This window comes from Sphingomonas sp. CFBP8993 (genome assembly GCF_034044895.1).
Taxonomy (GTDB): Bacteria; Pseudomonadota; Alphaproteobacteria; order Sphingomonadales; family Sphingomonadaceae; genus Sphingomonas.
Genome location: NZ_JAXCWU010000002.1, coordinates 491,130 through 507,776 on the forward strand (window position 1 = coordinate 491,130; position 16,647 = coordinate 507,776).

Here is a 16,647-nt window from a genome sequence, read left to right on the forward strand (position 1 = left end):
CGCAACCGCGAGGGTCCGTTCGTTCTGTGTAAAGGCGGGTGCGCCCGCAGGCTGGACCCCAGGCCGGGGAACGGGAGAGACAAATGGCTGAGTATGACTATGACGTCCTGGTGATCGGTGCCGGCCCCGGCGGCTATGTCGCGGCGATCCGCGCGGCGCAGCTGGGCCTGAAGACCGCGTGCGCCGAGGCGCGCGAGACGCTGGGCGGCACCTGCCTCAACGTCGGCTGCATCCCGTCCAAGGCGCTGCTCCACGCATCGGAGATCTTCGAGGAAGCCAGCCACGGCGCGTTCGCCAAGTTCGGCATCGAGATCGAGGGGGCCAAGCTCAACCTCGACCAGATGCATGCCGAAAAGGCCAAGGCGGTCGGCGAGCTGACCGGCGGCATCGAGTATCTCTTCAAGAAGAACAAGGTCACCTGGCTGAAGGGCAAGGCCGCGTTCCAGGATGCGAGCACGGTCAAGGTCGGCGAGCAGACCGTCACCGCGCGCGACATCGTGATCGCCACCGGCTCGGTCGTGACCCCGCTGCCGGGCGTCGAGATCGACCAGAAGGTCGTCGTCGACTCGACCGGCGCGCTGGCGCTGCCCAAGGTGCCGGAACATCTGGTCGTCATCGGCGGCGGCGTGATCGGGCTGGAACTGGGTTCGGTCTGGCGTCGTCTGGGTGCCAAGGTCACGGTCGTCGAGTATCTAGACCAGATCCTGCCCGGCTTCGATGGCGAGGTCCGCAAGGAATCGGCCAAGCTGTTCAAGAAGCAGGGCATGGAGCTGAAGACCTCGACCAAGGTGACCGGCGTCAGCGTCGAGGGCGACCGCGCGACCGTGTCGGTCGAACCAGCGGCGGGCGGTGCGGCGGAAACGCTGTCGGCCGACGCCGTGCTGGTCGCGATCGGCCGCAAGCCCAACATCGACGGCCTGAACCTGGAAGCCGCCGGTGTGAAGCTGAACGGTCGTGGCCAGGTCGAGATCGACCATGACTTCGCGACCAATGTCGACGGTGTCTGGGCGATCGGCGACGTGGCCCCCGGCCTGATGCTCGCCCACAAGGCCGAGGACGAAGGCGTCGCGGTGGCGGAGAACATCGCAGGGCAAACCGGCATCGTGAACCACGACGTCATCCCCAGCGTCGTCTACACCATGCCCGAAATCGCCGGTGTCGGCCTGTCGGAAGAAGCCGCCAAGGAAAAGGGCGAGGTCAAAGTCGGCAAGTTCCCGTTCGCGGCCAACAGCCGCGCCAAGACCAACCGCGACACCGACGGCTTCGTGAAGGTCATCGCCGACGCCAAGACCGACCGCGTACTGGGTGTTTGGATCATCTCGAGCCTTGCTGGCACCATGATCGCCCAGGCCGCGCAGGCGATGGAATTCGGCGCGACGTCGGAAGACATCGCCTACACCTGCCACGCCCACCCCACCCACGCCGAGGCGTTGAAGGAAGCGGCGATGGCAGTGCAGGGCAAGCCGATCCACATCTGACCCGGCCTTGCCGAAGAACTGATGAGACGGGCGGGCATCATGGGATGCTCGCCCGTATTTGTTTTTGGGCGGCAGGTGTCGGGGTGCAGGGTGACGGGCTTGCTGGTCGGATTGCCGGCTAGCGACTGTCGGCGTTTTTTACGGAAAGCCGATTGTCGACAAAGTGCTGCAATTCCACTGGCACCCGCTAATTTTACTTCGCAGCGCGGCACCATGACCGTGGTTGCCGCTGGACCGCAATCTCTGAGCGGCTATACTTCGCTTTGACCAACGACAGCAGCCGTTTGACGTTGCCGCTGGACCGCAATCTCTGAGCGGCTATACTGCCCCCGATTTTCCAGTACGGCCAAGACAAGTTGCCGCTGGACCGCAATCTCTGAGCGGCTATACTCCGCATTTTCCATCCCTGGCACAGCCAGAGGTTGCCGCTGGACCGCAATCTCTGAGCGGCTATACTCGAGGCGCGTTTGGCACCAAGGGAAGGGCGGTTGCCGCTGGTCCGCAATCTCTGAGCGGCTATACTGATGATCGCACGTCGCCCGAAGAGTACCCGTTGCCGCTGGACCGCAATCTCTGAGCGGCTATACTGCCACAGCGAAGTCCAAGCTGCCGTTTGCGTTGCCGCTGGACCGCAATCTCTGAGCGGCTATACTCGCGGCGGCGTTGGACCGTTGGGTTCTGGTGTTGCCGCTGGACCGCAATCTCTGAGCGGCTATACTATGTTGGCGATCGCTGACGACAGCGTCGGCGTTGCCGCTGGACCGCAATCTCTGAGCGGCTATACTGGCAAGGATGACGTAACCGCGATACATGAGTTGCCGCTGGACCGCAATCTCTGAGCGGCTATACTAAAAAGCAATTCCGCATCGTCGGTGCCAAGGTTGCCGCTGGACCGCAATCTCTGAGCGGCTATACTCGTGTATGAGGGCGTGAAGGGCTGGCTGGTGTTGCCGCTGGACCGCAATCTCTGAGCGGCTATACTCGACTTTCGCAACACCTACGCGGCGTTTCGGTTGCCGCTGGACCGCAATCTCTGAGCGGCTATACTGCGGACGATCGCATCGCCTTGGCATAATGCGTTGCCGCTGGACCGCAATCTCTGAGCGGCTATACTATGGCTTCGACGCGATCGTCATCTGCGCGGGTTGCCGCTGGACCGCAATCTCTGAGCGGCTATACTTCTCCGGATCGCGACCGAGATTGCCGACCAGTTGCCGCTGGACCGCAATCTCTGAGCGGCTATACTTCGACGACGAACCAGTCGCTGGCTCGAACAGTTGCCGCTGGACCGCAATCTCTGAGCGGCTATACTGCCCGAGCTGCTGGCAGCTATCGAGCGCGGGTTGCCGCTGGACCGCAATCTCTGAGCGGCTATACTCAAGCTGTTGTCCAGCGTGGTCGACCCGCTGTTGCCGCTGGACCGCAATCTCTGAGCGGCTATACTTAGCTAAACCTTCTTTAGCGGCTAAAATGCGTTGCCGCTGGACCGCAATCTCTGAGCGGCTATACTTCGTCTGGGATAGGGCACAGGTCGGCAGACGTTGCCGCTGGACCGCAATCTCTGAGCGGCTATACTGGGCGCGTCATCGTTGGCAGCCGGGGCGGCGTTGCCGCTGGACCGCAATCTCTGAGCGGCTATACTTCAGGAAGGTATCGCGTTCGTGGCCGGTGAGTTGCCGCTGGACCGCAATCTCTGAGCGGCTATACTGACCCCCGCGATCATCATCCACGGCGGTCGGTTGCCGCTGGACCGCAATCTCTGAGCGGCTATACTGGATGGTGGGGTATCGTGTTGATCTGCAACGACGAAACCTGCCATCCAGCATAGTCAAAACGCTCACGGATCATCAGAACAGCGCCAATTGGTCCGGATTTTTCCGGGCTTGTCTGCGGGCTTGTCCGGCGAAGCGGATGATGTTTTCATATTGGCGGTCGGTGAAGCTCAGAATGTGGATTTCACCCTTGTCGGGCAGGTTCGCCTCGATCCTACGCAGATAAGCCTCCATCTGTTCCTTGCCGCTGCAGAAGCGGGCATAGACCGAGAACTGGCTCTTCTCGAATCCTTCATCGAGCAGATATTGCCGGAACTTGGTGGCGGCGCGTGCCTCGGTTTTGCTGGTGACGGGCAGGTCGAACATGACGAAAATCCACATCAGTCGATATCCCGACAGGAGCGCCGCACCGGTGCTCATCGCGGCAACAATCCGTCCAGCGCCGCGATCTCGAGTGCGGAGGGCGGGAGCGGCAGGATCAGGTCGGTCGCGCGACCGGACTGGAAGCTGCGCGCCAGTGTCTGGGCGGCGCGTTGGATCGCCAGCCAGACCGTGGTGACCCCGTCGTCGAGCATCAGGTCGACCGCGATCAGCGCGGCATAGGCGCGTTTCGCCTCGGGCGTGACGCCGGTGATGCCATGCGCCATCAGCCGGATGGTCAGTGCATCGACCAGCGCGCGAAACGGCTCGATCACGTCGTCGGCCAGCGCGAAGGGATTGTCACGATGCGCATGGTGCACCCCGATCGACGGATGCAGCCCAGCGGCGACCACCGCCCGGGCGCAGGCGGCGCGCATCACCGCATAGCCATAGTTGAGCAAGGCGTTGGTGCCGTCGGCGTCGCGGTCGCGGCGGAACGCTTCGCCCATCAGCAATGGCCAGTATCGTCGCGCCGCCTGTGCCTCGATATTCTCCGGGTCGCCCGAGCCGACCTTGCGCGCAAGATGGTCGAAGGCGGTGGCGGAGTGGCCGTTGGCGGCAAGGACCGCACCCTGCCAGCGGATCTTGGCGACGACCAGCGCGCGCCAGAGCTGCTTGGACAGCGGCCGCCCGGCTTCCCACTGAGCACGCATCCGGCCGTTCTGCGCATGATGGCCGTCGATCGGCAGGCAGATGGCGGTGGGGCTGTGGTTGGCGCCGCAGAGCAGCATCACCGCGCCACGCTCCGCCAGTGCGACGATCAGGTTCGTCGACCAGGTGACGCCGTGCGCATGGACGATGACCGCACCGACATCGTCGAGCGGCACGCGGCCGACCTCGACCCGCTCTTCGGAGACGATCATGAAGCCATGATGGGCGGACAGGTGCCGATTGTCGGTGGCGATATCGACGATCCGTTCCAATCCCATCGCGGCGTCGCTCCGTCAGGCCGCTTCGGTCGGTTTTGGTCGTGTAGGCCGAACCGTTTTGCGCGCGGGAAAGCCGGGGTCCAGGACGCGGCCGGTCGGGCTGACGATCACCTGCCGCGCCCGCCATTCGCGCAATCGCGAGGGCGCGGGGAAGGTGTATCGGAAGGATGATTCCTTGTCTCGATTGCGGGCGTCGACATTGGCTTCATTGAGAGGCGCAAGGGCAAGTTGCTCCGGCGAGAATTTGACGACGCGCAGCAACTCGCGTCCGCTTCCTTGGTCGATCGCGATGATGTCGTTGCGATGAAGGCTCAGGACCTTGCGCGCCGCCGGATGCGGCCGCGGTTCGTCACCTGCTTGATGGGCGTCGAACATGGAGACGATGCTCGACCGAGGGCGGCCTTCCCGATCCTTCCAGCCCGTCACCCAACGGCCATCGGGCATTTCCCATATGTCATAACGATAATTGGAATCGCCTTTATACCCCTTATAGGCCCGGCCGTCCGCATCACGGACAGGGATGACGTTCATCGCCTCAATGATGCGGACGCCGCGTATATTCTTGAATTTGTCGTCGAGCTCAATGAAACGCTTGATCGCTTCGCCGAATGCCTTGTCGGTCTTGCCGCGCGTCCAGTTGGCCAGTCTTTCGCGCAAAGCGCGATCCACGACCCAGGCCGGTTTGCGACCACTGCCGCCGTCGATCAGGTGCTCGGATTTCAGCGAGATCATGGGTATGCGATGGACGACCATCGGAATGCCGCTGGCATTGACTTTATTGGTCAGGCCATAGGCGGTACCATTATGCAACGCACCCGCCGTCATGTGCGGCGGTCCGGATTGCTTCAGCTTGGCCTTGGGCTTGAGCCCATGGTCTGGTCGGTGACTGACGATCACGCGGTCCAGGGCGGTTTTCAGGTCGTCGCGAAAGCCGTCCCAGGCCTGGGGCAGGTCGGCAAACAGCCGATCCAGATCGGCCCGTTCCGCAGTGGCGGCGGCGTTTGCGATTATCTGGATGATGCGATGATCCATCAGGCCGGTGACGGCCGCATCGATGGTATGATGGCGATGGTCGAGCCGGTTCTTCGCGGCGTCACTATGTTTGTTATCGACCTGGTTATGGTCGGGCAGCAGCGTGTTGAGGCCCCATACCCGCCGCAACAACGACGTCATCTGCCCAGGTATGACATAGACGGGGCGGCCATCGGCCTTGCCGTACAGGCTGGCGACATAGCGTCCTGCCAGGACCGAAAGATACTGCGTGTCCTTCAGCTGACGCTCGGCAAACCCGCCTTCGGTTTCGAACCGTTCCATGGCGTTCGGCAGGAAGCGCCATTGCTTGTTGGGGTGAAGCCGCGCGACTCGTTGAAGGATCCGCTCCCACCGTTCGTCGTCGTCGTGCCATTTCTCCCAAGGGGTAAGATTGCCCTTCTGGCGGTTGCATTTGCTGTGCACCAAAATGCGATTGGCCGGGCCGTCGTCGAGCGTTCGCGAATAGGGCAGGATGTGATCAATATCGATATCCGACGTGTGGAAAAGCTGGCGCAGGCCGATCGGCCCTCCCTCACCGCAATAGGGACAGAGGCGGTCCATCACATTTTCGCTGAGTTCCTCCCAGAGCCGCAGACGCATGCGGTTGGCGCCGGTATCTTCAATCCCCTCTGTGCGCAGCTTGGCCGAGCGCCGTTCGGCCTCGCGCGTGTTCTGCGCGATGCGGCGATTGGCATCGTCCCTCTGCTGGTCGTTCTGTTTGAGCTCGCGGGCGATCTCGATCACGATCTGACGTGGCTTGCCATGACGCGAAGCGATCTCGTTGACCACCACGCGCAGCTGGTTCAGCCCGATATGAACGGTGGGATTGCCGACCCGGCCAAAGCGTACATCGTCGGGATCGTCGGTCTTCTGGGTTCCAGGCTTGAGGTCGCGGTCCAGCACGACGCCATAATAGGGAAGCGTCTCCAGCCCCTGTTCTGGGCGCCGGTCCGAGTGATGGCCCAATATGTCCGCATGGCGCCGAACGGCATCGTCATAGTCGATCACCTCGGCCTTGAGCGCCTCCAGGATCAACCGGCTTGCGGTTTCTCCCAGGCGTCCATGGCCTTCGGGAAGCGGGCAGGTCGCCACGGCCTCGGCCTGATCGACGGACAATGCGAATGTCGTGGTCAACCATGCGATCAGTCGTGTGTGATCCTCTTCGTTCGTAAGCCGCTCGATGATCGACCAGCGGGTATCCATGTCGAAATGGGCCCAGCGAGTGTGGAAGCGCGTCTTGTGGCCCATTTCCGCGCCGATCTCGTCACCCGCCAGATCCTTGCGGGTCGCGCTCTCCTTGTTGAACCGCGCATCGGGCGAGAGCTTGAGGACACGTTGCCGCAATGTCTGAAAGGCGGCCTTCTTCGATGATTTCAGCTTGCGGATCAGCTGGTCGCGTTCGTCCAGCGACAGGGGGCGCTCAACGCCACCTTCACGGATACGAAGATGATTGACCTCTTCGTAAAGGCGCCGTTCCTGAAACAGGGGATGGGCCTTGGGTAGGCGATCTTCTTCCAGGAACGAGCATCGGCCGACGGCCTGTTTCCGCAGATCACGCTGGAAGAAGATGATCCGGTGAAGATGATCCCGGACTGCGTCGGTCAGAAGGGTCGGGTGGTGGCTGGCCTGGGCCCGCCAGATGCAGTCGAATTCATGCTCATAGTGGCGGCGCTGGGGATAGAAGTCGTAACCGGTGCCATCGGCGTGCATGCGCACGCGCTTGGTGGCGAGCGGCAGCAGAAATTCGCCGAGCGTCTCCGCGCCGGCTTCGGCCATGGCCCGATCGAGTTCGATTTCCGCCAACTTGATCTTGCCGTCTTCCTTGTCGTTGCGTCGGCGGTCGGCCCGACGATTGGATTTGAAGCCACGGCGCTGGTTGAGATGGAACAGGGCGCGACCCAGTTCGTGCGGATGCAGGGCTTCTCGAAGCGCCCGGACGCGCAAGTCGTAAGGGTCATGGTCGGCCATCGCGCGCGCCTCGTCCGGGTCAGCGGGCATCAATCCATAATGGACCAATGCGGCGAGCAGCGTACCTCTGCGACCGAGGTAGCGGTCACGCCGTCGGCGCATGGCACGGGCGTTACGCCGCTCGACGGCAAGCGAATCCTTGGAGGTGGGATGGCGGCCATCGGGGAAGATGCGCACGCCGCAATCCAATATGCGATGAGGCTGGTCGTGCTCGTTCAGTGCATACAGGCACCAGCCCAAACTATTGGTGCCCAGGTCAAGGCCCAGTCGTGTTCCCGCCATCTGCATCCCCCGTCATCTTTAGAATATCACGGGGAGTTTGCGTCCGAAGGACAGTTGTGTCCAGTATGGACATTTTGCTAGAGTTTGGGTACTTAATGCCTGCGGTTAATTGTACGAGATAGCGTTTGCCGACAGCGTCAAACGGAGCATGGCAGAGCTTCAATGTCCTGCTGGCGTGGGCGGGACTGTCTGCTAATGTCCCGCCCACCAACGCAACTTCGGTCATTATTTGTTGGAAGGCCGTAAGTAATCAGAATCAGAGTTTGTTGCCGTACCTCTCGCTTGACGAGGGGCTGGAACCTGCCTATCGTAAGGGTCTCAGAGATTGCGGTCCTGCGGTTAACAAGCAGTATTGCACCAGATAAGGCCAGCGCTACGGCGCTGGCTTTTTTCTTGTCTGGACCGGGTACTCGCCGCGCACGAAAAAGGGCGGCGGAGTCTTCACTCCACCGCCCGATCCTGTTTCGCGGCAAACCGGCTCGGCGCTTACGCCTCGCTACGATCGCCGTAATTGGTCAGTTCGTCGCCCATGATGCGGGTGACGTGCAGCACGTTGGTCGATCCCGGCGTGCGGAAGGGGACACCCGCCATCAGCACGACCTGGTTGCCCGCCTCGGCGATGCCATGGCGCAGCGCCATGCGCTTGGACTTGGCGACCATCTCCTCGAAGGATTCGACGTCGCGGGTGTGGACCGCATGCGTGCCCCAGAGCAGGCCCAGGCGACGCGCCGTCTCAAGCTGCGGCGTCAGGACCAGCAGCGGCACCGACGGACGCTCGCGCGCGATACGGCGCGCGGTCGATCCGCTGGTGGTGAAGCAGATGATCGCCTTGGCCGACACGGTGTTGGTGATCCGCGCCGCGGCCTCGGCCAGCGCGTCGGCGGTGGTCGGGTCGGGGGTCATCGCGGTGAAGTGGATGCGGTCGCCGTGGCCGGGATCATTCTCCACCGACACGCCGATCGCGTTCATCATCGCAACCGATTCGACCGGCCACGCACCCGCCGCCGATTCGGCCGACAGCATGATCGCGTCGGCGCCGTCATAGATGGCGGTCGCCACGTCCGACACTTCCGCGCGGGTGGGCGAGGGGCTCTGGATCATCGATTCGAGCATCTGGGTTGCGACGACGACCGGGCGGCCCATGCGGCGCGACACCTCGACGATGCGCTTCTGGAGCGGCGGCACCATCTGCGGCGGCAATTCGACGCCCAGGTCGCCGCGCGCGACCATCACGCCGTCGCACTGCTCGACGATCTCCTCCAGCCGGTCGATCGCCTGCGGCTTCTCGATCTTGGCGAGGAGGGCGGCGCGCCCCTTGATCAGGCCGCGCGCCTCCATCAGATCCTCGGGCCGCTGGACGAAGGACAGGGCGATCCAGTCCACGCCCTGCTCGACCGCAAAGGCCAGGTCCGAGCGATCCTTCTCCGTCAGCGCGGCCATCGGCAGCACGACGTCGGGGACGTTCAGCCCCTTGTTGTTGGACAGCGCACCGCCGACCTCGACCAGGGTCGTGATCTTGTCCGCGTCGTGGAAGGCGACGCGCAGGACCAGCTTGCCGTCGTCGAGCAACAGGCGCGCGCCTGGCTCGATCGCGGCGAAGATTTCCTTGTGCGGCAACTCGACGCGGGTGGCGTCGCCCGGCGTCGGGTCGCGATCGAGGATGAAGGTGCTGCCGGTTTCCAGCATGATCTTGCCCTCGGCGAACTTGCCGACGCGCAGCTTGGGGCCCTGAAGGTCGGCCAGGATCGTCGTCGGACGGCCGAACCGCTCCTCCAGCCCGCGAATAGCCTGGATCAGCGGGATTTTCGACTGCTGGTCGCCATGGCTCATGTTGATGCGAAAGGCGTCGGCGCCCGCCTGGAACAGGGTGGCGATCGTCTCGGGATCGCTGCTGGCCGGGCCGAGTGTGGCGAGGACGCGGACTTTGCGCGAACGCGGGGGGAGGGCCTTGGTCATGTTCACATCCTGCTTCTTTGCGGCCAGTGTCCTAAAGCCTAATGCGTTACGATCAACCTAGGAGCGACGAATATGAGCGATACGCTGGATGCGTTGAATGCAATTGATGACGCGGCGGCGGCGGCGGCGTTTCGTCGGCTGGTGCTGCATCTGCGCCACCGCACCGATGCGCAGAATGTCGACCTGATGGGCTTGGCCGGTTTCTGCCGCAACTGCCTGTCCGACTGGGTGGGCGAGGCGGCCGGGGTCGACAAGGCGACGGCGCGGCAGGCGATCTATGGCATGCCGTACGACCAGTGGAAGGCCGAGCATCAGGCCGAGGCGACACCCGAACAACTCGCACGCATGGCCGAAAGCGTGAAGAAGAACCGTTAACCCCCGCTTGAGCCCGGGCGCGGAACCGCCTAGACCGCCCGCGATCCCGACATCCGCGCCGGACCGACCTTCGCCGAGGCAGGGCCGCGTCGTGGCGGCGACATGGCAGGGCTCGTCGGGGCATATCGGATTTCAAGAAGGTTAGAGACAATGGCGGACGAGAATTTCGACAGCAGCGGCAATGTGACGGCCGACGAGCTGCGCCTGCTGATCGAGCGGGCCGAGCGGCTGGAAGAAGAGAAGAAGGGCATTTCGGACGACATCAAGGATGTCTTCGCCGAAGCCAAGGCGCGCGGGTACGACCCCAAGGCGATCCGCAAGATCATGGCGATCCGCAAGAAGAAGCGCGAGGAATATCAGGAAGAGGAAGCCATCCTCGAAGTGTATATGAAGGCGCTGGGCATGATCTGATCCCGGTTTCGGGTTTCAGGATGCGAAGGGCGGCGGGGCTTTGGGCTCCGTCGCCCTTTTTGTTTGGCGGGTGGTGGGGCGTGGCCTTCGACTTCACTCAGGCTGAACGGGGGGTGGGTAGCTGTGCTTCAGATCATTGCCGGTCGTGATCGGACCGGGCATATACCCGGTCCATCATGTTGATCTTCGCCATCGCGCTGCTCGCTATCGGGAACGAAAAGCCCTTTCCGGAACAGGTGCCGGTCCTGATGGAGGCCTGTCTAAACGAGGCGGTCAACGCCGGGGATGTGCGCGAGACGGCAGACAGCCATAAATATATCTGTGCGGGCGAGGCATCGGAAAAGTTGTGGATGTTCCTGGAGCGCCGCAAGATCGAGTCCTACGAACAGGACACGCCCGAGGGGAAATGGCTCAGCCGCGCATTTCCGCTGGGTGGATGCTTCAAGCGGGTGAGGATGCCGGATGGCGGGCCGTTGGTCGAAGGGCTGTCGTGCACGATCTGGGTACCGCGCCTGAAGGACCAGCCAGCCGCTCCCAAGCCTTGACCACTGAAGTCCGCCAACCTGTTGGTACGCGGCGGATGTGGAGCGTGGCCTTCGACTTCGCTCAGGCTGAACGGGCGTTTGGGATTATGAGCCACAGCTATCTACTCCGTTCAGCCTGAGCGAAGTCGAAGGCCAAAGGCAAACCTTACCCCATCTCCGCCGCCTGGGTCGTCCAGCCCAGCCGGGGAATCGTGATCGACCGTTTCCCCGTCAAATCGGTACGGCACACGAACAGGTCGCGGCTCTCGATATAGGCGATCAGCCGCTTCACCCGGCCGAGCGAACTGGTGCCATAGGTTTCGGCGATCTTGGTATCCGGCGGGCAGGGCAGGCCTTCGCGCGCGGCCCGTGCGACCAGCAGGAACGCGCCCAGCATGTCGTCGGGCAGCATGCCCGCCAGCGCCAGCGCCTCCTGCCAGTCGGGATCGCTGACGTCGAAAATCCCCGCCCGCGCGCAGGACAGCCGCCGGGCAAAGCCGTTCAGGTCGAGCGGCGGCCGGGCCAGCCCCGCCATCCGGCAGCGCACCTGGAAATCCTGGAACAGGACCGAGGCGGGGCGGAAGGTCGATTCGGGGTCCTCGACGATCGCGCGGAGCACCTGTTCGTAGATCGCCTCGATCTCCGCCTCGTCCATTTCCGGCGCGGGCGGCGCGGCAGTGGTGGGCAAAGGCGGTCGGCCCAGGTCGGCCATCAGTTCCTCGGCGGGCACCCGGCGTGGGCGCGGATCGAAGGTCATCGGCAGGGTCGGTGCTTCCTCGACCGGCGCGAACAGCAGTTCCTGCAGGTCGGGCGGCGGCGCGTCGGGCAGGGGGGTCAGCTTGGGGCTGCCCGAGCGGGCCGAGGTTTCGACCGCGCCGATCTTCACCGTGATCGGCCGCCGCGAGACGGCTGGGCCCAGCGCCAGGAAGGTGCCGCGCGCCAGATCGCGAATCGCATCCGCCTGCCGCCGCTCCATGCCGAGCAGGTCGGCGGCGCGCGCCATGTCGATGTCAAGGAAGGTGCGGCCCATCAGGAAGTTGGACGCCTCCGCCGCGACGTTCTTGGCCAGCTTGGCGAGTCGCTGGGTCGCGATCACCCCTGCCAGCCCGCGCTTGCGGCCGCGACACATCAGGTTGGTCATCGCCGACAGCGAGGCGCGGCGGACCTCCTCGGTCACTTCGCCGCCCGTGGTGGGGGCGAAGAGCTGTGCCTCGTCGACCACGACGAGGGCGGGATACCAATGCTCGCGCGGGGCATCGAACAGCGCGTTCAGGAAGGTGGCGGCGCAGCGCATCTGCCCCTCGATCTCCAGCCCCTCCAGGCTGAGCACGACCGAGGCGCGGTGTTCGCGAATCCGCGAGGCGAAGCGCCCGACCTCGCGCTCGGCATAGTCGCCCGCCTCGATCACGACATGGCCGTAAGCCTTGGACAGGGTGACGAAATCGCCCTCCGGGTCGATGACCACCTGTTGCACCTGGCCCGCCGATCTTTCGAGCAGGCGGCGCAGCAGATGCGACTTTCCCGACCCCGAATTGCCCTGCACCAGCAGGCGGGTCGCCAGCAGTTCCTCAAGATCGATCGGCACCGACGAGCCACGCTCGTCGGTTCCCATATCCACGCGTACCGTCATGACTCTGGCGTTTGGCCGATCAACGCCCCAAGGAGCAAGGCATTTGATTCTTCAAGCGGAGCGCTCCCCTTATGGCCCTGTCGACCGCCGCCGAAATCGCCCGCCGCACGCTGGGCAAGCCCGCGCATGAACTGGACGAGGAAGAAGCCCAGGTCATCGCCGATATCGAGTCGGGACAACTCAGCGCGCGCGACGCCGCCGACATCGCGGACGAAACCTCGACCTGGGGCGAGAAGCTGGCCGACCGGGTGGCGGCGGTCGGCGGCAGCTGGGGCTTCATCATCGCCTTTACGGTGGTCCTGCTGGGCTGGATGCTGCTCAATTCGGACGTGCTCAGCCATTTCGGGCTGGCGTTCGATCCGTACCCCTACATCTTCCTGAACCTGATGCTCTCGACATTGGCGGCGATCCAGGCACCGGTCATCATGATGAGCCAGAACCGGCAATCGGCGAAGGATCGGCTGGCCGCGAGCCTCGACTATCGCACCAATTTGCGAGCCGAGATCGACATATTGCGGCTGCATCACAAGCTGGACAATGCGGTCACCGACCGGCTCGATAGCCTGGAGGCCAAGATCGACGGGTTGGCAAAGGCCCTTTCGCGGTCGTAGAGAGCGCGATCATCTCAAGAGGCACCGATGGCAGGCCACAGCAAATTCAAGAACATCATGCACCGCAAGGGCGCGCAGGATAAGAAGCGCTCGGCAGCATTTTCCAAGCTTTCCCGCGAAATCACCGTCGCGGCCAAGATGGGCACGCCCGACCCGGACATGAATCCGCGTCTGCGCGCCGCCGTCAACGCGGCCAAGGCGGCCTCGATGCCCAAGGACAATATCGCGCGCGCGATCGACAAGGCTTCGCGGGGCGATGGCGAGAATTACGAAGAGGTCCGGTACGAGGGCTTCGGCCCCGGCGGCGTCAGCCTGATCATCGAGGCGCTGACCGACAATCGCAACCGCACCGCGACGAACGTACGCACCGCCGTGTCGAAGAATGGCGGCAACCTGGGCGCGGGCGGATCGGTCAGCCACGGTTTCGACCGGATGGGCCTGATCAACTATCCCGCGAGTGCCGGTGACGCCGAGAAGGTGTTCGAGGCGGCGCTGGAGGCCGGGGCCGAGGACGTGACTTCGTCCGAGGACGGCCACGAGATCTGGACCGCGCAGGGCGACCTGCACGAAGTGGCGAAGGCGCTCGAGCCCGTGCTGGGCGAGGCGGAAGGCGCCAAGCTGGCCTGGCGGCCGCAGACCATGGTGTCGGTCGACGAAGCGGCGGCAGCGACTTTGTTCAAGCTGATCGACACGCTGGATGACGATGACGACGTCCAGACCGTCTGGGGCAATTACGAAGTCTCCGACGAAGTGATGGAAAAGCTGGCCTGACCCCAATCCTCCCCAGGCGACGCCTGGGGAGGGGGACCGCGTGGCGAAGCTGCGTGGTGGAGGGGCCGGCAACGTCAAACCCCTCCCGAAAGCCTGAAATGACCCCACCCCCCGCCATCATCCTCGGCCTGGATCCCGGCCTCGGCACCACCGGCTGGGGGGTGATCGCGGTGGAGGGCAACCGCCTGCGCCATATCGCCAATGGCCAGATCAAGACCGAGCCGTCGATGGTCCTGCCGCGTCGCCTCGCGAACCTGCACGCCGCGCTCTACGACGTTATCCGCCAGCAACAGCCAGACGGCGCGGCGGTGGAAGAGGTGCTGGGCAACAGCAATGCGCAGTCGACGTTGAAACTGGGCCAGGCGCGCGGTGTCGTCCTGTTGTCGGCGGCGCAGGCGGGGCTGGTCGTGGGCGAATATCACCCCAGCATCGTCAAGAAGGCGACCGTCGGCACCGGCGGCGCGGACAAGAAGCAGGTGCAGGCGATGGTCGGCCATCTGCTGCCCGGCGTGAAGCTGACCGGGCCCGACGCGGCGGACGCGTTGGCGGTGGCGATCACGCATGCGCATCACCTGGCGAGTGCGCGGGCGATGCAGCGGCGGGTGGGGGCGGTTTAGCGCTGACGTCTCGCTGGCGGCTGGGCCCTCCCCCATCCCCTCCCGCCTGCGGGAGGGGTGCGTGGCTGGGCGGCCGTTCAGAACCGTCGCGAAGGCGTCGTACGGGCGAAGCGTGGCACGCCCCTCCCGCAGGCGGGAGGGGATGGGGGAGGGAAAGCCACGGGCCATTCCCTGTCCTTCAAACCCCCGTGACGAATCCCCCCTTTTGTTCTAACCCATCCCCATGATCGCGCATCTCAAGGGACGTTTGGACTCCACCGGTATCGACCATGCGGTGATCGATGTCGGCGGCGTCGGTTATCTGGTCGGCGCCTCGGCGCGCACGCTGTCGTCCATCGGCCCGGTCGGCGAGGCGGCGATGCTGCATACCGAGATGCTGGTATCCGACGACTCGATCCGGCTGGTCGGCTTCGCGAGCGCGGACGAGCGCGACTGGTTCCGCCTGCTGACCGGGGTGCAAGGCGTGGGATCGCGCGTGGCGCTGGCGATCCTGTCCGCGCTGGAACCCGTCGACCTGATGCGCGCGATCGCCAGCGGCGACAAGGCGATGGTCGCGCGCGCGAACGGCGTGGGGCCCAAGCTCGCCCAGCGGATCGTGATGGAGTTGAAGGACAGGGTCGGCGGCATCGTGCTGGCTCCCGGATCGGGGGGCGGGATGGCCGCGCCGGTCGGAGCGGGCGCGGATGCGGTATCGGCGCTGCTCAACCTGGGCTTCCGGCCGGCCGAGGCCAATGCGGCGGTCGCGGCGGCGGAGGAGGAACTGGGCGCGGGGGCGTCGCTGGATGCGCTGGTGCGGTTGGCGCTCAGGAAGGCGGCGAAGTAGGCGGCATGGGCTTCGACTTCGCTCAGCCTGAACGGCTGTGGAGGTGTGATCCAAAACTCCGTTCCACCTGAGCGAAGTCGAAGGCCACGCCCCAATCTTACCCCAGAAATCCCGGCGGCACCTCTCCACCAAAATGCGCATCGAGGTTCGCCACCACCATCTCCGCCATCGCCGCGCGTCCCTCGCGAGTTGCACTGCCCTGATGCGGGGCGAGCACGACATGGTTCATCCGGCGCAGCGCGTAAGGAACGTCGGGTTCGTCGGCGAACACGTCCAGCCCCGCGCCCGCGATCCGATGCGACTCCAGCGCCGCGACAAGCGCCGCCTCGTCGACCAGGCTGCCGCGTGCGATATTGACCAGCACGCCCTCGGTCCCCAGCCGGTTCAGCACTTGCGCATCGACCACGCCGCGCGTCTCGTCACCGCCCGGCGCGGCGAGAAACAGTACGTCGCTCTCTGTCGCCAAAGTCGCCAGGTCGGGGACGAAGCGCCACGCCACCGGCTTGGCGCTGCGCGCGGTATAGAGGATCTCTCCCCCGAACGGTTCCGCGCGCCTGGCGATCGCCTCGCCGATCCGGCCGAGCCCGAAAATGCCGATCCGCCGCCCGCTCGCCCGGCGGCCCAGCGGCACCGTCCAGTTGCCCATGCGCAGCGCGCGGTCGTTTGCCGCGATCCGCCGGTCGACCGCCAGCCACAGCGCGATTGCCTGATCCGCGACGTCCTCGGTCAGGATGTCCGGGGTGATGGCGATGCGGATGCCGCGCGCGGCCACGGCGGCGCGGTCGATGCCGTCATGGCCGACGCCGTGCACCGCGATGATCTCCAACTCGGGCAGCCGGTCGAGCAACGCCGCGTCGACCGTCATCATGCCGCCGCCGACGATCGCGCGCGTGGTCGGCGGGGGCGTCTCGCGATGGATCGTGAAGCGCTCGGCAAGCATGATGTCCAGCGCGGGCGGGACGGCGGTGGCGAGAAAGAGATCGTGCGGCATGGCCGGGATGATAGCGCGCTTTGGCGGGGCTGTCCGCCATCCGGATCAAACGCGGCG

At 64.6% G+C, this 16,647-nt stretch carries 14 protein-coding genes and 1 CRISPR repeat array; of the genes, 8 read left to right on the forward strand and 6 right to left on the reverse strand.

From position 1 onward, the window contains the following. Window positions 1–83: 83 nt before the first annotated feature. Complete coding sequence (lpdA, locus tag SOM26_RS05440) at window positions 84–1,478, forward strand: dihydrolipoyl dehydrogenase (protein ID WP_320451707.1); 1,395 nt, start codon at window positions 84–86, stop codon at window positions 1,476–1,478. A 222-nt stretch (window positions 1,479–1,700) separates the two neighbouring features. Next, window positions 1,701–3,252: a CRISPR direct-repeat array (repeat unit 36 nt; unit sequence GTTGCCGCTGGACCGCAATCTCTGAGCGGCTATACT). 73 nt (window positions 3,253–3,325) lie between these two features. Here the strand turns inward: lpdA and cas2 are convergent. The 4 genes from cas2 to pyk all read right to left on the reverse strand — a co-directional run bounded on the left by cas2 (window position 3,326) and on the right by pyk (window position 9,837). Beyond that, window positions 3,326–3,670 carry a CRISPR-associated endonuclease Cas2 gene (gene cas2 / locus SOM26_RS05445; protein WP_320451708.1) on the reverse strand — a complete coding sequence of 115 codons (345 nt, stop codon included), beginning with the start codon at window positions 3,668–3,670 and terminating at the stop codon, window positions 3,326–3,328. Further along, window positions 3,667–4,599 carry a type II CRISPR-associated endonuclease Cas1 gene (gene cas1, locus SOM26_RS05450; RefSeq protein ID WP_320451709.1) on the reverse strand — a complete coding sequence of 311 codons (933 nt, stop codon included), beginning with the start codon at window positions 4,597–4,599 and terminating at the stop codon, window positions 3,667–3,669. Before cas1 ends, cas2 begins: the two co-directional genes overlap by 4 nt. 15 nt (window positions 4,600–4,614) lie before the next feature. Continuing rightward, entirely contained in the window at window positions 4,615–7,881 is a 3,267-nt protein-coding gene (cas9, locus tag SOM26_RS05455) for a type II CRISPR RNA-guided endonuclease Cas9 (RefSeq protein WP_320451710.1), read from the reverse strand. Between the two features lie 486 nt (window positions 7,882–8,367). After that, window positions 8,368–9,837 (reverse strand): pyruvate kinase, encoded by a 1,470-nt coding sequence (gene pyk, locus SOM26_RS05460; protein WP_320451711.1) that lies wholly within the window; start codon window positions 9,835–9,837, stop codon window positions 8,368–8,370. A gap of 72 nt (window positions 9,838–9,909) precedes the next feature. Here pyk and SOM26_RS05465 point away from each other — a divergent pair, with 72 nt between their 5' ends. The 3 genes from SOM26_RS05465 (at window position 9,910) to SOM26_RS05475 (ending at window position 11,168) form a co-directional block, all read left to right on the forward strand. Then, window positions 9,910–10,212 (forward strand): DUF1244 domain-containing protein, encoded by a 303-nt coding sequence (locus tag SOM26_RS05465; protein ID WP_320451712.1) that lies wholly within the window; start codon window positions 9,910–9,912, stop codon window positions 10,210–10,212. A gap of 150 nt (window positions 10,213–10,362) precedes the next feature. Next, on the forward strand, window positions 10,363–10,623 hold the full coding sequence (locus SOM26_RS05470; protein ID WP_320451713.1) for a DUF2312 domain-containing protein: 261 nt from the start codon (window positions 10,363–10,365) through the stop codon (window positions 10,621–10,623). A gap of 176 nt (window positions 10,624–10,799) precedes the next feature. Then, window positions 10,800–11,168, forward strand: coding sequence for a hypothetical protein (locus SOM26_RS05475; RefSeq protein ID WP_320451714.1), 369 nt, complete (start codon window positions 10,800–10,802; stop codon window positions 11,166–11,168). 145 nt (window positions 11,169–11,313) lie between these two features. Here SOM26_RS05475 and SOM26_RS05480 read toward each other — a convergent pair whose 3' ends face one another. Next, the gene (locus SOM26_RS05480; protein ID WP_320451715.1) at window positions 11,314–12,777 is read right to left on the reverse strand and encodes a helicase HerA domain-containing protein; all 1,464 of its coding nucleotides are present in this window, start codon (window positions 12,775–12,777) and stop codon (window positions 11,314–11,316) included. A gap of 71 nt (window positions 12,778–12,848) precedes the next feature. On the opposite strand from SOM26_RS05480, the gene SOM26_RS05485 reads away from it, so the two are divergent. The 4 genes from SOM26_RS05485 (at window position 12,849) to ruvA (ending at window position 15,599) form a co-directional block, all read left to right on the forward strand. Next, the gene (locus SOM26_RS05485; protein WP_320451716.1) at window positions 12,849–13,388 is read left to right on the forward strand and encodes a DUF1003 domain-containing protein; all 540 of its coding nucleotides are present in this window, start codon (window positions 12,849–12,851) and stop codon (window positions 13,386–13,388) included. A gap of 27 nt (window positions 13,389–13,415) precedes the next feature. Next, window positions 13,416–14,159 carry a YebC/PmpR family DNA-binding transcriptional regulator gene (locus tag SOM26_RS05490; RefSeq protein WP_056437018.1) on the forward strand — a complete coding sequence of 248 codons (744 nt, stop codon included), beginning with the start codon at window positions 13,416–13,418 and terminating at the stop codon, window positions 14,157–14,159. A 98-nt stretch (window positions 14,160–14,257) separates the two neighbouring features. Beyond that, entirely contained in the window at window positions 14,258–14,776 is a 519-nt protein-coding gene (ruvC, locus tag SOM26_RS05495; RefSeq protein ID WP_320451717.1) for a crossover junction endodeoxyribonuclease RuvC, read from the forward strand. A 223-nt stretch (window positions 14,777–14,999) separates the two neighbouring features. Continuing rightward, window positions 15,000–15,599: a Holliday junction branch migration protein RuvA gene (gene ruvA, locus SOM26_RS05500; RefSeq protein ID WP_320451718.1), complete on the forward strand. Its 600-nt coding sequence runs from the start codon at window positions 15,000–15,002 to the stop codon at window positions 15,597–15,599. A 97-nt stretch (window positions 15,600–15,696) separates the two neighbouring features. On the opposite strand, the gene SOM26_RS05505 is transcribed toward ruvA, so the two are convergent. Then, a complete protein-coding gene (locus SOM26_RS05505; protein WP_414712016.1) occupies window positions 15,697–16,590 on the reverse strand; it encodes a 2-hydroxyacid dehydrogenase in 894 nt (297 codons plus the stop codon). Between the last annotated feature and the right edge of the window lie 57 nt (window positions 16,591–16,647).